The 13,985-nt window shown below is 55.4% G+C and carries 12 protein-coding genes; 8 read left to right on the top strand and 4 right to left on the bottom strand.

The features are described 5' to 3' along the window. Positions 1-248: 248 nt before the first annotated feature. From ACQE3E_RS04390 to ACQE3E_RS04375, 4 genes are all read right to left on the bottom strand, one after another. Positions 249-788 carry an REP-associated tyrosine transposase gene (locus ACQE3E_RS04390; RefSeq protein ID WP_313728952.1) on the bottom strand — a complete coding sequence of 180 codons (540 nt, stop codon included), beginning with the start codon at positions 786-788 and terminating at the stop codon, positions 249-251. An 88-nt stretch (positions 789-876) separates the two neighbouring features. Then, positions 877-1,866: a hypothetical protein gene (locus ACQE3E_RS04385; protein ID WP_071155220.1), complete on the bottom strand. Its 990-nt coding sequence runs from the start codon at positions 1,864-1,866 to the stop codon at positions 877-879. A 555-nt stretch (positions 1,867-2,421) separates the two neighbouring features. Next, positions 2,422-2,850: a DUF29 domain-containing protein gene (locus tag ACQE3E_RS04380; protein WP_281022381.1), complete on the bottom strand. Its 429-nt coding sequence runs from the start codon at positions 2,848-2,850 to the stop codon at positions 2,422-2,424. A 206-nt stretch (positions 2,851-3,056) separates the two neighbouring features. After that, positions 3,057-3,896, bottom strand: coding sequence for a hypothetical protein (locus ACQE3E_RS04375; RefSeq protein ID WP_427501260.1), 840 nt, complete (start codon positions 3,894-3,896; stop codon positions 3,057-3,059). 185 nt (positions 3,897-4,081) lie between these two features. On the opposite strand from ACQE3E_RS04375, the gene ACQE3E_RS04370 reads away from it, so the two are divergent. The 8 genes from ACQE3E_RS04370 to ACQE3E_RS04335 all read left to right on the top strand — a co-directional run bounded on the left by ACQE3E_RS04370 (position 4,082) and on the right by ACQE3E_RS04335 (position 13,662). Beyond that, positions 4,082-5,332 (top strand): hypothetical protein, encoded by a 1,251-nt coding sequence (locus ACQE3E_RS04370; protein WP_427501259.1) that lies wholly within the window; start codon positions 4,082-4,084, stop codon positions 5,330-5,332. A gap of 126 nt (positions 5,333-5,458) precedes the next feature. Next, positions 5,459-6,757, top strand: a complete 1,299-nt coding sequence (urtA, locus tag ACQE3E_RS04365; RefSeq protein WP_064026572.1) for an urea ABC transporter substrate-binding protein — start codon at positions 5,459-5,461, stop codon at positions 6,755-6,757. A 321-nt stretch (positions 6,758-7,078) separates the two neighbouring features. After that, positions 7,079-8,656: an urea ABC transporter permease subunit UrtB gene (urtB, locus tag ACQE3E_RS04360; RefSeq protein ID WP_427501636.1), complete on the top strand. Its 1,578-nt coding sequence runs from the start codon at positions 7,079-7,081 to the stop codon at positions 8,654-8,656. An 801-nt stretch (positions 8,657-9,457) separates the two neighbouring features. Further along, complete coding sequence (gene urtC / locus ACQE3E_RS04355) at positions 9,458-10,576, top strand: urea ABC transporter permease subunit UrtC (RefSeq protein ID WP_313728955.1); 1,119 nt, start codon at positions 9,458-9,460, stop codon at positions 10,574-10,576. Beyond that, on the top strand, positions 10,573-11,382 hold the full coding sequence (urtD, locus tag ACQE3E_RS04350) for an urea ABC transporter ATP-binding protein UrtD (RefSeq protein WP_313728956.1): 810 nt from the start codon (positions 10,573-10,575) through the stop codon (positions 11,380-11,382). The genes urtC and urtD overlap by 4 nt, the downstream gene beginning before the upstream one ends. Further along, a complete protein-coding gene (locus tag ACQE3E_RS04345) occupies positions 11,382-12,155 on the top strand; it encodes an ABC transporter ATP-binding protein (RefSeq protein ID WP_313728957.1) in 774 nt (257 codons plus the stop codon). The genes urtD and ACQE3E_RS04345 overlap by 1 nt, the downstream gene beginning before the upstream one ends. A 257-nt stretch (positions 12,156-12,412) precedes the next feature. Next, on the top strand, positions 12,413-12,724 hold the full coding sequence (locus ACQE3E_RS04340; RefSeq protein ID WP_427501258.1) for a GIY-YIG nuclease family protein: 312 nt from the start codon (positions 12,413-12,415) through the stop codon (positions 12,722-12,724). Between the two features lie 92 nt (positions 12,725-12,816). Then, positions 12,817-13,662 carry an urease accessory protein UreD gene (locus ACQE3E_RS04335; protein ID WP_427501257.1) on the top strand — a complete coding sequence of 282 codons (846 nt, stop codon included), beginning with the start codon at positions 12,817-12,819 and terminating at the stop codon, positions 13,660-13,662. Positions 13,663-13,985 lie beyond the last annotated feature (323 nt).

Here is a 13,985-nt window from a genome sequence, read left to right as displayed (position 1 = left end):
TTTGCTCCGCCAAAGAAAAGTATCCAAAAGAAAGGCGGCCCCATGCCGCTTTAATCCTGCGCGCCTGCGGGTTTGTCGAGGGTTTTCGGAAGGGCTGTCCTAGCCCTCCGAAAACGCGCGGCATCCCTGCCGCGCCCCTGCGGGCAACTTCTCGCCAAACCCTCCGGTGCTCGGCGCGGCGTCAGGGGATAAAAACCATCCCGATTTCGTAGGGTGGGCACAGTTTATATGCCCACGCGGACAAACCTTCATTCCCCCGCAACGACGATATCAACGCCATCTCCCCAATCCATCGGATAAACGCCTTCCTTAACATACCGATGAAACGTCGAATAAGGCCATTCGCTGACTCGTCGGCAATAGCCGTGTTTCACCGGATTAAAATGAACGTAATCCATATGTCGGGCAAAATCGGTGTCATCACGAATTTGATGTTCCCAAAACCTGCGTTGCCATAAGGTCGATTCCCGATGTTTTTGTTTCGACGCATTAATCCATTCGGCCCGCCGATATGCTTCGCCACAAACCACGCTCACCTGCCGTTTGATCACGCTCCAACGGGTTGCAAAGTCCGCATCATCAGCCGGCAAGGTCCAAATGGCATGCAAATGATCCGGTAACAACACCCAGGCATCAATGGTAAACGGCCGTTTGGCGCGAGTGCTTGCAATCGCTCTCCGCAAAGCCTCCCGCACCGTTTCATCACATAAAATCGCCTGCCGCCGATACGTCACCACCGTGAAAAAATACGTTGCTCCGGAATTTTGCGAGCGGCGGTAACGGGACATTTCGGTTGTTAAATTTCGGCGGTTAAATCAGGGTTTTGGCGTTTCCGCGTGGGCACAAAAAGCGTGTGCCCACCCTACGTTACTAGAACTATTGTTTAGGCTTTGCTCTGTCAACAATTCCATCAATAGCATCAGGAATCAATTTCTCAGCAAACCCAGCCAAAAAAGAAATAGCGAGTAGCTTTGCAAAATCTTGTGAACTATTGGTGCTCATACATAGAAACAAACTTGGTATATTCGTGGGACAACCTAATTCATATGGCGTTTTTTCAGGCAAAATAACCCCTAATAGCTCCTTACTAAAAACACCATGCAAAATATAACTTAAAACACCGGACTCCCACAATATCAATACCAATAATGCAAATAAAGCTCCTGAAAAAAGTGCAGATACCCCATCAAAATAGCCACTTCGTAGCTGAAGAAATGATAAAAAAGTTTCACTATGGATTTTTAGACGAGACATCCTTCTATGGAAACTAATAAATGCGCCAAACGCGCCAAAGCACGCAACAGAAACTAGAAGATCATGTTTTTCAGGTGCCGCATAAACATGAGAATATGCAAACATAAAAAAAAGCAACAAAATAAATATGATTGACACTACAACGCTAACGCAAGATCGAATCTCATGACCTTTAGTGGCAAGCGCATAGGCCCAATACAAGCGATTTGCTAAATAAACAACTTGACTGCGCAAAAAGACTTCATCCGAGGCATCAGAGCTATTAACAAACTCCTCGTACGCATGATATTGATCATCATCAGCTATTGACTTAAATCTCAGCTTTAAATGTTTCTCCTCAATTTTTAGTTCACTAACATTTAATTTATCAATAATAGCGACTCTTAAGGCACAAACATCACTCCAACCTAGAACAATGATGCCTTCTTTATAGGAACTTATAATTGTTTGAATATAATCAGATAAACATTCTTTCTGCGAGTGCCTATAATATTCCGACAAAAAATGCTTAAACTGACAATTGATGTAGCTTTTTATAGTGGGCCCCCAAAGCAATAAAGCCACCCGATACAAAAGCGATACAACCCAATTAATAGCGGCCGGTTTTTTCATAAAAAATATAATTTGTTAGGTCCAGAGAATAAACTGAGCGAGACGGGCGTTGTTTGGGATTCTTTCGCCTCCCATTTCTGTGACATCCTACATCAGAACCATTTATCCAAATTTGCAAAACTACCCGCCGACCTTTCATCTCGCGACGGGGTTAATCCCCTGATGCCGCGCCGAGCACCGGAGGGTTTGAGCGGTGGTGCCCGACAGGGGCGCGGCAGGGATGCCGCGCGTTTTTGGAGGGCTATGGATAGCCCTTCCAAAAACCCCGCTCAAACCCGCAGGAGCGCAGGATATAAGCGGTATGGGGTGGCCTTTTCTTTGGATACTTTCTTTTGGCCAAGCACAAATTCGTCCGGAACGAATTTGAACAGCCGATAGGCTGGCCCGCAGGGCGAAAACCATGGATGGTTTTCGTAGCGAAAGTATCTCGGCTGTCGGGCCGAGACCCGACTTCAAATCAAACCCGTCGCGCCAGCGACACAAATCATCAAAACCATCAAAACCATCAAAACCATCAAAACCCTTACAACAAAACCAACGCCGCGCCGCGACAATTCACTCCGGAAAAAACCCGGCATCGACAATTTGATCGAAGGTCCACGGGCAATCGGCGGCAAACAATTCCTCGTCAAGTCCGGTTTCGCTGGACGCGTCGATAACGGCTCGCCGATAGGCATGGGTCAGGATTTCCGGCAATTTAGCGGTAAGCCCCGGATTATCGTCGAGCACGTCGGCCACCGCGAGACGTTGCCCCTTAATCGTCAGTTGCCAGCTTTTACCGCGCCGTGCCGGTTGATGCCGCCACTTCAGCAAATGCGCCAATAAAACCGTCAAGCGGCTATCCAATGCCCGTTTTTCGCTTCGGCCCATGCTTTCCAACTCCTCGGCGATGTTTTGTAGATCCAATTCGTTGAAACGCCCCGCTCGGATTGCCGCGGCCTGTTCGTGGGTCCAACGGTAGAAGTCGGTTTCGTAGGTACTCATGGCTAATTCTCATCCTGTCTGACGGTCCGGATTATAACTGATCGTAATCGGCGACCGTTCGCAGCTCGGGCTTAACGCTTCGGATCCGCTCAGCGACCGGCTCTGCTCAGTACATGGCCCCTTAGCGAACGGCTCGGCCGGCAATGACCGAGTCTAACGCTCGACGGTGTTTTGGACGTCCCGCATCCCTGCGAGCAAGACAAGCGTTACTTCCTCTCATGCCCAAACGTAAAAATCACCGGATTGCCTTGGTTGTGGATAATCACCTCCTTCTTCGGCTCGTCGCCCACAGCCGCCGGTTGCGCCACGCCATTCGCGTCAACCGTGCCCTGAACTTCTCTCACCTCCACCCGCACGTCCGGCATCCACTTGGGTTTGAACAACGCGGTCTTCACTCGGCCTTCGGTTTTCGGCAACGGCGCGTGTTCCAGCACGTCCAGACAGGCGGTGCTGATTTGATCGACCAATTTGTCGGTCACGTAACTTTGCGCGACATCCTTGCCGAAGGCATGGGCGCTGAAGGTGGATTCGCGTTCGATCAACACCGCCTGATTGCCGGCATCGCGCAAAATGCAAGTGATCGGCAACACGTCGGCTTTCTGGAAGTCGGTCGCGCGCGGGTCGGAGTTACCGGACGAAAACGAGAAACCGACCGGGGTTTCGCGGTGGGCGACCTTGCCCAGCTTGGCTTGCAAACTGTGGCTGAACGGTCCCTGGACCGGCAACGGAAATTCCCATTCGGCCAGATTGTCCCTGACCCGGTCGGCCAATGCCGCCGATTCCAATGCAAAGCCGAACTGGCGCAGATTGTCGTCGGCCACGCTAAACGCCACGGCTTGCAACGGTTTGGCGGCGTCGGTGGCCAGCGCGTTCGCCGCCGGGGCCAGCCAAGTAACGGCGGCAGCCAACGCCAAACCGGCCATCCGGTACATTAGCGGCTTATGCGCCGCATCCGCATATCGATCGCGACTGAAGCCGCTTTCACCTTTCATGACCAACGAGTTACCGGCCGGCCGTTCAGGCCCAATTTCTAGTGTCGAATTCATAAATTTCCCTCGGTTCTTGGGGGCTTACTCTACGGGAAGCCGTTCTTTTACAGCCATACGTCAAATAACTGATGAGTCATTTACCCGATTGTGGCGGGTAGCGACAAAATTCAAAAATCTCCCCGAAGTCTTCGAACGCCGGACCGCCAATCCCGGCAGTTTTCAATCCAAACCAGGGGAATGTAATGACAGGCATCAATCCACCCAAACACAGTCGCCGGGCCGCCAAGATGCTCGGTAGCGTGGCGCTAAGCGCCCTCGGCCTGAGCCAAGCGCCGGATGCGCTGGCCGGAGCGACGTTTAAAATCGACGACACCAAATGGGTCAGCGTCGGCGCCGGTTTAAGAACCAGTTTCCGCGCCCAGGAAAGCGGCGCCGGGGCCAATGGCGAAAAATGGAACAACGATTTCAACCTGGACAATATCCGTTTGTACATCAACGGTCAGATCCATAAGTACCTGAAAGTGGAATTCAACACCGACTGCCAAACCTGCGGCAACGGCGGTGAAGTCCGGGTGCTGGACGCCATCGGCAAATTCGAAGTCACGCCCTACGCCAACTTGTGGGTAGGCCGGATGCTGGTCCCGGCCGAACGCCGCGAGATGAACGGTCCGTTCTACAGTGCGGTGTACAACATCTTCTCCGCCGGCACGCCGTTCGAACCGTCCGACTACAACCTGACCATCAAATCAGACGGCACCTCGGCCGGTTCCTTCGGCCGCGACGACGGTGCCACCTTCTGGGGCGCGGTATTCGACGGCCGTTTCCAATACGCGGCCGGTTTTTTCCGCGGTCTGCGCGGCGGCGCCAACGTCGACGACAACATTCTGTACGCTCAGCGCTTCGCCTACAACTTCTGGGACGTCGAGAAAAATCCCGGCTACTACACCTCCGGCACTTACTACGGCAAGGGCGGCGACATTCTGACCGTCGGCGTATCCAACCAATATCAAGAAGACGGCGCCGGCACACTAAGTTCGCCCGGCAGTTTCCGCGGCACCACCGCCGACGTGTTGATGGAAAAAGTGTTGCCGGGCGGCGGCGTGGTCACTTTAAACGGCGAGTACAAAAACTACGGCATTTCCGGACCTTACAGCCAAGCGATCCGGGATGCGGAAGGCTCGGACGGCGCGCCGGCCCAGTTCTCGATGTTCGAAGGCAATGCCTACGATATCAGCGGCATGTATCTGTTTCCGCAAAAAATCGGCATCGGCCAATTCCAGCCGTATTTGCGCTATGTCAACGTGTCGCCGGACAACAGCCCCAACCGCGAAGTTTACGAAGGCGGCGTCAATTACATCATCGACGGCCACAACGCCAAAATTTTCGCCGCCTATCAATACGGTGACTTGCTGACCAAGGGCTTGAACTACAAATCCACCGCCAGCGGCGAAAACGCCAGCCAGGTGATGGTCGGCTTCCAATGGCAAATTTGAACGTAGGGTGGGCACGGTTTATGTGCCCACGCGGAACGGATGCCAGGCGCGGGCATTGCATGCCCATTCCTACAAAAACGGGCTATTGATTCACCCACGATTTCTTCCCGACATAGGACTTAAACGATGAAACTACTGAGCAATTCCTTCCACAAACTGGCGACCGTCGCGGCTCTGTCCGCCGCGCTGCTCGGCGCCTCGCCGGCCCGCGCCGAAGACACTATCAAGGTCGGCGTGCTGCATTCGCTGTCCGGCACGATGGCCATTTCCGAAACCACGCTGAAAGACACCATGCTGATGCTGATCGACGAGCAAAACAAGAAAGGCGGTTTGCTCGGCAAGAAACTGGAAGCGGTCGTCGTAGACCCGGCGTCCAACTGGCCGCTGTTCGCCGAAAAAGCCCGCGAATTACTGACCAAGGACAAAGTGGCGGCAATCTTCGGTTGCTGGACCTCGGTGTCGCGTAAATCGGTGTTGCCGGTCATTGAGGAATTGAACGGCATCCTGTTCTACCCGGTGCAATACGAAGGCGAAGAGTCGTCGAAAAACGTGTTCTACACCGGCGCCGCGCCCAACCAACAAGCGATTCCGGCGGTCGACTACCTGATGAACGACCTGAAAGTGCAACGCTGGGTCTTGGCCGGTACCGACTACGTTTATCCGCGTACTACCAACAAAATCCTAGAAGCCTATCTGAAAGCCAAAGGCGTCAAGGATAAGGACATCATGATCAACTACACGCCGTTCGGCCATTCCGACTGGCAAAGCATCGTCGCCGACATCAAAAAATTCGGCTCGGCCGGTAAGAAAACCGCAGTGGTTTCGACGATCAACGGCGACGCCAACGTGCCATTCTATAAAGAGCTGGGCAACCAAGGCATCAAAGCCGAGGACATCCCGGTCGTCGCGTTCTCGGTCGGCGAGGAAGAATTGTCCGGCATGGATACCAAACCGCTGGTCGGCCATTTGGCGGCCTGGAACTACTTCATGAGCGTCGATACCACCAAAAACGCGGCCTTCATCCAACAATGGAAGGACTACATCAAAAATCCGAAACGGGTGACCAACGACCCGATGGAAGCGCATTACATCGGCTTCAACATGTGGGTGAAAGCGGTCGAGAAAGCCGGCACCACCGATCCCGAAGCGGTACAAAAAGCCCTGATCGGCGTCGAGTTCCCCAACCTGAGCGGCGGCGTGGCGAAAATGCTGCCCAACCACCACATCAGCAAACCGGTGCTGATCGGCGAGATTCAGGAAGACGGCCAGTTCGTCACGGTCTGGCAAACCAATAAAGTCGTCGACGGCGACGCTTGGTCCGACTTCTTGCCGGACAGCAAACCGATCATCGCCGACTGGACCGCGCCGATCAGCTGCGGCAACTACAACACCAAAACCAAGAAATGTTCAGGTCAAAAATACTGATCGGATGAACCCGGCGGGTCCTCGATCAGATCCGCCTCACGCTTAGCCAAGGGTTGCGCCGGCACGGAAGCCGGCGCAACCCACCTCGAAGGAATCGCCATGTCTGTTCATTGTTCGCAAACCGCTTTAATAACGCCGCTCGGCCGCGCCTTTGCCGTTGCTCTTTCCCAATCCCTGTGTTCAGTTCGTACTCCTCTGTGGGCCGGGGCCAAGCCGAGCGGCGTTATCAAAGCGATTTTTTCGTGCGTGGGTTACGCATTGCGTAGCTTGCGTTCCGGTTTTCGAGTGACCGCCTGGTACGCGGTGCGTACCCTACTTTTTATGTTCGCGGTTTCCGTACAGGCGCAAGAACCGGACGCCTTTAGCCAAAATCTGGAGCAATTGCGCGTCGGCAGCATGGCCGAGCGCGAAGCCGCGATCGAAACCCTGGCCGCCGACGGCCGCGCCTTGCCGGCGCTGCAAGCCTTACTGGACGGCAAATTGTTCGATTTGAAAGCTGAGAGCAAACTGGTGATCGGCGTGGAATCGGCGGCCGGCTATCAACTGACCGACGCGGCCAGCGGCGCGGCACTCGCAGAAGTGGACCGCGCGGCGGTCGGCAAAATCAACGTCACCAACAAACTGCGCGGCAGCTTGCGCAAGGCCATCGGCCAGTTACAGTTGAACGTGGCCGACGCCGACGCCCGCTTGGCGGCGGTCAAGGCGATGGCAAAAGAGATCGACGACAAGGGCCTGGACTTGCTGCGCGGCCGTCTGGAACAAGAAAGCGCGCCCAAGGTCCGCGCCGCGATCGAAGAAATTCTGCTGCTCCGAGACATCGACAGCGACGATAAGGCCAAGCGCATCGCCGCCATCGGCACCTTGAAGGACCGTACCAGCCAGGACGCCGCCAATCGCCTGCAAGCCCTGACCGAGAAAGACGCGGACGGCAATTTCATCGAACCCGACAGCGACATCCGCAATCTGGCCGAAGCCGCGCTGGTCAGCATCCACAACCGCTTGCAAACCTACGCGGTCGTCGAAACCGTGTTCTTCGGCCTGAGCCTGGGCGCGGTGCTGGTGTTGGCCGCGATCGGCCTGGCGATTACCTTTGGCGTGATGGGCGTGATCAACATGGCCCACGGCGAACTGATGATGCTGGGTGCTTACACCACTTACGTGATGCAGCAACTGCTGCCGAACAATCTGGGTACCGCCTTGATTCTTTCGATACCGATGGCCTTTTTGGTAGCCGCGCTGGTAGGTATAGCGATCGAACGCGGCATCATCCGCTTTCTGTACGGCCGGCCGCTGGAAACCCTGCTGGCGACCTTCGGCGTCAGCCTGTTCCTGCAACAAGCCGTGCGTTCGATCTTCTCACCGCTGAACCGTAGCGTCTCGACGCCAGAGTGGATGAGCGGCTCTTGGCAAATCAATGACTTTCTGTCGCTGACCTGGAACCGCTTTTACATCCTGATCTTTTGCCTGCTGGTATTCACCGCACTGCTGCAAATCCTGAAGCGCACCAAACTCGGCCTGGAGGTCCGTGCTGTCGCGCAAAATCGCGGCATGGCCCGGGCCATGGGCATCCCCACTGCTAGAGTCGACGCGATGACGTTTGGCTTGGGCTCTGGCATCGCCGGCGTGGCCGGGGTGGCCTTGAGCCAGATCACCAACGTAGGGCCGAATCTGGGTCAGGCTTACATCGTGGATTCGTTCATGGTGGTGGTGTTTGGCGGAGTCGGGAATTTGTTTGGCACCTTGGTGGCCGGGTTTTCGTTGGGGATTGCGAATAAGGTGTTGGAGCCTTATGCGGGGGCGGTGTTGGCGAAGATTTTAGTGTTGGTGTTTATTATTTTGTTTATTCAGAAGAAGCCGAGAGGGTTGTTTCCGCAGAAAGGAAGAGCAGCGGAATCTTGAGGTTTTAGCTTACTGGTTCCCACGCGCTGCGTGGGAACCCTGACTTGGCGCGGCGGCTGGGACTGGAATGTTTGGTGTCGCTATCGCGACGGCTTTTTAAATGCCGGTTCGCGGACCGGCAACCGCGATACTTTTCTTTGCTTGGCCTCGGCAATTGCTCCTGCATTGCTCTACCTCCTGCATCCATGCAGTCGAAAGAAAAGTATCCAAAAGAAAGGCCGCCCCATGCCGCTTGTATCCTGCGCTCCTGCGGGTTTGAGCGGGGATTAAACCCGTCGCGGATTTAAAGTGGATGGATAGTTTGACGATGGTAAGAATTTATAGGATGTGCCGACGACAGGAGGCGCATCGCTCGCGACCGATGTGCTTCGCATTTGCTCAGTCGTAGGGTGGGCACGGTTGAGTGCCCACGCGGAACCAACCGCCAACTGTGGGCAAAGTTGCCCACCCTACGCAACGTTAACTTCCGGGACGGTTTTCTCCCCTGATGCCGCGCCGAGCACCGGAGGGTTTGGCGAGAAGTTGCCCGCAGGGGAGCGGCACGGATGCCGCTCGTTTTCGGAGGGCTAGGACAGCCCTTCCGAAAACCCTCGCCAAATCCGTAGGCGCGCAGGATCAAAGCGGCATGGGGTGCCTTTTTCTTTGGGTACTTTCTTTTCGACTGCATGGATGCAGGAGGTAGAGCAATGCAGGAGCAATTGCCGAGGCCAAGCAAAAGAAAGTACCTCGGCCGTCGGGCCGAGACCCGACTTCAAAAAAGCCGTCGCAACAGCGACACTTTAAAACAGACGGAAGTCAAAAATGAATATCGCTAAACTGACCCAAGACAAAACCTACTCTTCAGTGCTAATCGCCCTAGCAAGCGTCACCCTCTTGATCCCCCTCTGCAACCTAATCTTCCCCGAAGATTCGGCCCTGCACTTCTCAGCCTATTCAGTCTCTCTAATCGGCAAATACCTAACCTTCGCCCTGCTCGGCTTATCACTGGATATGGTCTGGGGCTACGCCGGGATTCTGGTCCTGGGCCAGGGCGCATTCTTTGCGTTGGGCGGCTACGCGATGGGCATGTATCTGATGCGGCAGATCGGTACCCGCGGTGTTTACGGCAACGCGGAATTACCAGACTTCATGGTGTTCCTGAACTGGACTGAGCTGCCCTGGTATTGGCACGGCTTCGATAATTTCGGCTTTGCGATGTTGATGGTATTGCTCGCGCCGGGACTGCTGGCTTTCGTATTCGGCTGGCTGGCGTTTCGCTCAAGGGTCACCGGCGTCTACTTATCCATCATCACCCAGGCCCTGACCTACGCGTTACTGCTGGCGTTCTTCCGCAACGAAATGGGTTTCGGCGGCAATAACGGCCTCACCGATTTCAAAGACATCCTGGGTTTCAACATCCAATCCGAAGCAGTCCGCTCGGTGTTGTTACTAATGACCGGCCTGAGTCTGATTGGCGCCTTGTTGCTGTGCCGCTGGATTGTGAATAGCAAACTCGGCCGGGTGGTCACGGCGGTTCGCGACCAAGAATCGCGGGTGCGTTTTCTCGGTTACCGGGTGGAATTGTTCAAACTATGGGTATTCGTGTTCGCGGCGATGCTGGCCGGCTTGGCCGGCGCGCTTTACGTACCTCAGGTCGGCATCATCAACCCCAGCGAATTCTCACCACTCAACTCGCTGGAGATCGTCATCTGGGTGGCGGTCGGCGGGCGCGGCACTTTATACGGCGCGATCATCGGCGCGGTGCTGGTCAACTACGCCAAAACCGTATTGACCGGCCTGATGCCGGACGCCTGGCTGTTTTGCCTGGGCGGTGCCTTCATCCTGGTCACCTTATTAATGCCCGACGGCATCGTCGGCCTGCTGCGCCGTCGCAGTAAACCCAAACCCACTCTTAACGCTACCGGAGGACAACCGGCATGATGATCTCGGCTGCAACTACCACCGAAGGCGGCGCCAGCCTACCGCTGGTCGGGGAAATCGACGCCCGCCACGGCCCGATTCTGTACATGGAAGACGTCAGTGTCAGCTTCGACGGCTTCCGGGCGCTGAACCATTTATCGCTGTACATCGACGACGGCGAACTGCGCTGCCTGATCGGCCCCAATGGTGCCGGCAAGACCACCTTGATGGACGTCATCACCGGCAAAACCAAACCCGACAGCGGCTCGGTATTCTTCGGCCAGACCATCGATTTGCTGGAACTGGACGAACCGGCCATCGCCCAGGCCGGCATCTGCCGCAAGTTTCAAAAACCTAGTGTGTTCGACGCCTTGACCGTGTTCGAAAATCTGGAACTGGCCTTACGGACCGACAAGCGCACTTGGCCGACTTTATTTCATAAACTCAACAGCGAGCAACGCGACCGCATCCAGGATGTATTGCAAACCATCGCCCTGCCCGCTCAACAACGGCAACTGGCCGGCGCGCTGTCGCACGGTCAGAAGCAATGGCTGGAAATCGGCATGCTGCTGATGCAGGACCCGAAAGTGATGCTGGTCGACGAACCCATCGCCGGCATGACCCATCAGGAAGTCGAACGCACCGCCGAGTTATTGCTGTCCTTGCAAGGCAAGCATTCCATCGTGGTGGTCGAGCACGATATGGAATTCGTCCGCAGCATCGCCCGTAAAGTTACGGTGCTGCACGAAGGCTCGGTACTGACCGAAGGCACGATGGATGAAGTGCAAAACGACCCGCGCGTGATCCAAGTTTACCTGGGGGGATGATGTTAACGATTAGCGCATTGCAACAATACTACGGCGCCAGCCACACCTTGTGGGACCTGGATTTGAGCGTGCCGGCCGGCGCCTGCGTCTGCCTGATGGGCCGCAACGGCGTCGGCAAAACCACGCTACTGAAAGCCATCATGGGCTTGTTGCCGGTGGCCGAGGGCAGCATTCAATTCGACGGCGTCGAACTGGCCAAAGCCAAAGCCGAATCCCGCGCCGAACTGGGCATCGGTTATGTGCCGCAAGGCCGGGAAATCTTTCCGTTGTTGACGGTGGAAGAAAACCTGAAAACCGGGCTGCGCGCCGCCAACAAACACGGTATCAAAAAAGTGCCGGACAGCATTTTCGAGATTTTTCCGGTACTAAAACAAATGCTCAAACGCCGGGGCGGCGACCTGTCCGGCGGCCAGCAGCAGCAATTGGCCATCGGCCGGGCGCTGGTACTGAATCCGCGCCTACTGATCTTGGATGAACCGACCGAAGGCATTCAGCCCAACATCGTCAGCGAAATCGGCGACGTGATCATTCGTCTGAATAAATCGCGCGGTGTAGTGACACCGGCCCCAAAACCGGAAACCGGCGAAATCCACCAAGCCATCGACCGCATCCATAAAGAACTGGGCGTAACGGTATTGCTGGTCGAACAAAAACTGCCGTTTGCTCGCAAGGTCGCCAATCAGTTTTGCATCATGGACCGGGGGCGGAATGTGGCGGTGGGGGCGATGAACGAATTGGCGGACGACATGGTGAAGCGGTATTTGACGGTGTAGTATTTTGATTTTCTAGGGGCGAAAATCGACTTTTCCGTTTGCATGCTAGGATTTTCCCGTTCGTCCTGAGCCCCGTCGAAGGATGGGCGGGAAAATCCGTGCATCTCTGCGCCAAACCGTTCGTGCTGAGTCCTTCGGCGGCGCTCAGGAGAGCCTTGTCGAAGCACGAACGGTTTGGCGAGTAGCGATTATTTCCCGGCGGAATTGATTGGCGTAACAGCGACCTACAACACCTCAAACAAGGATAAAGAAGCAGAATGTTCTGGGTTTATATCCTTCGCTGCGCCGACGGCAGCTATTACACCGGCCATACCGATAATCTCGAAAAACGAATAGCCCAACATCAAGCTGGCGAATGCGGCGGCTACACTTTATCGCGTCTTCCGGTAGAGTGCATTTGGTCTCAGGCAACCAGCACGCGAGAAGAAGCGCTATCGGCGGAACGGCAAATCAAGGGCTGGAGTCGGAAAAAGAAAGAAGCCATGATGAGAGGTGATTGGGCTGAAGTTAGCCGACTGGCGAAAAGTCAATCCATTCATCCTTCGACAAGCTCAGGACGAACGGATTGACTTTGTTACCCGCCTCTAATTACCGGTCGTCCTGAGCTTGTCGAAGGGCACGCAAAATAAGGTTTCGAACCCTGAACAACTAACAGATTCAAATGAGTAACGAGCTCGCGGAGAAACAGTTTTGTAGTCAATCGTTCAGCCACTGGGAAGCCGAACTCACTTTAGGTTTCGCCCCACGTGGATCCAAAACCGCCTTGGTCAACCGCACCCACCGTGGCCCCTTGACCGTGCAGCGGCCCTTCTACCCGGAAGGCGGCGTCTGCCATGTGTATTTGCTACACCCACCCGGCGGCGTCGTGGCCGGCGATCAATTAAGCATTAACGCCGATGTCGAACCCGACGCCCAAGCCCTGATTACCACCCCCGCTGCCGGCAAGTTTTATCGCAGCGGCGGCGGCGAGGCGCGGCAGGCCATCAACCTCACAGTTGCTGAGAACGCCAGCCTGGAATGGTTGCCGCAGGAAACCATCGTTTACGAAGGTGCGCGCTTAAACTCCAGCATGAATATCGATCTGGCCGATCAGGCCCACTTCATCGGTTGGGAAATATTGGCCTTAGGCCGCCCGGCCGCTGGCGAGGGCTTTGAGAACGGCGCCGCCAGCCTGAACTGGCGCATTAGCCATGCCGGGCGATTGGTTTACTTGGAACGCTTGCACCTGGATGCCGAAGCCTTTCAAGCCCGCTGGGGTTTGTTTGGGCATTCGGCGTGCGGGACGCTGTTCGTTTATCCGGCTACGCCTTTGCAGTTGGCGGCAGTGCAGGCATTGATTGGCGATGAGGCTAATCGCGGGGTGACTTTGATAGAGGGTTTGTTGATTTGTCGAGGCTTGGATCTTAGGGCTGATTTGTTGAAGGGGTTTTTTGAAGAAGTTTGGGGCTTGGTGAGGGGGGATGTTGTTGGTAAGGCCGTTTGTGCGCCGAGGATTTGGGCGACGTAAGCATGTTTGTTTTGTCTGGTGTCGTCGTATCGGTTTACAGCGGTCTTACTGAACGCGTCATTCCGGCATGGATTGCCGGAATCCAGAAGCCATGGATGGCTTCGAGTTGGGATTTGGTGTCGCTAGCGCGACGGTTGTTTTTAATGTCGGGTCTCGGCCCGACAGCCGAGGTACTTTTCTTTGCTTGTCCAAAGAAAAGTACCCAAAAGAAACGACACCCCATGCCGCTTGTATCCTGCGCTCCGAAGGGTTTGAACGGGGTTTTCGGAAGGGCTATCCATAGCCCTCCGAAAACGAGCGGCATTCCTGCCGCTCCCCTGCGG

It is taken from the genome of Methylomonas sp. MED-D (assembly GCF_050276835.1).
Lineage (GTDB): Bacteria > Pseudomonadota > Gammaproteobacteria > Methylococcales > Methylomonadaceae > Methylomonas > Methylomonas koyamae_A.
This window is presented reverse-complemented; position numbering and strand designations above follow the sequence as displayed.

Bases quoted from the DNA above. Each gene is read 5' to 3' on its own strand.
- ACQE3E_RS04390 (WP_313728952.1), bottom strand. From the start codon at position 788: ATGTCCCGTTACCGCCGCTCGCAAAATTCCGGAGCAACGTATTTTTTC.
- ACQE3E_RS04385 (WP_071155220.1), bottom strand. From the start codon at position 1,866: ATGAAAAAACCGGCCGCTATTAATTGGGTTGTATCGCTTTTGTATCGG.
- ACQE3E_RS04380 (WP_281022381.1), bottom strand. From the start codon at position 2,850: ATGAGTACCTACGAAACCGACTTCTACCGTTGGACCCACGAACAGGCC.
- ACQE3E_RS04375 (WP_427501260.1), bottom strand. From the start codon at position 3,896: ATGAATTCGACACTAGAAATTGGGCCTGAACGGCCGGCCGGTAACTCG.
- ACQE3E_RS04370 (WP_427501259.1), top strand. From the start codon at position 4,082: ATGACAGGCATCAATCCACCCAAACACAGTCGCCGGGCCGCCAAGATG.
- urtA (WP_064026572.1), top strand. From the start codon at position 5,459: ATGAAACTACTGAGCAATTCCTTCCACAAACTGGCGACCGTCGCGGCT.
- urtB (WP_427501636.1), top strand. From the start codon at position 7,079: ATGTTCGCGGTTTCCGTACAGGCGCAAGAACCGGACGCCTTTAGCCAA.
- urtC (WP_313728955.1), top strand. From the start codon at position 9,458: ATGAATATCGCTAAACTGACCCAAGACAAAACCTACTCTTCAGTGCTA.
- urtD (WP_313728956.1), top strand. From the start codon at position 10,573: ATGATGATCTCGGCTGCAACTACCACCGAAGGCGGCGCCAGCCTACCG.
- ACQE3E_RS04345 (WP_313728957.1), top strand. From the start codon at position 11,382: ATGTTAACGATTAGCGCATTGCAACAATACTACGGCGCCAGCCACACC.
- ACQE3E_RS04340 (WP_427501258.1), top strand. From the start codon at position 12,413: ATGTTCTGGGTTTATATCCTTCGCTGCGCCGACGGCAGCTATTACACC.
- ACQE3E_RS04335 (WP_427501257.1), top strand. From the start codon at position 12,817: ATGAGTAACGAGCTCGCGGAGAAACAGTTTTGTAGTCAATCGTTCAGC.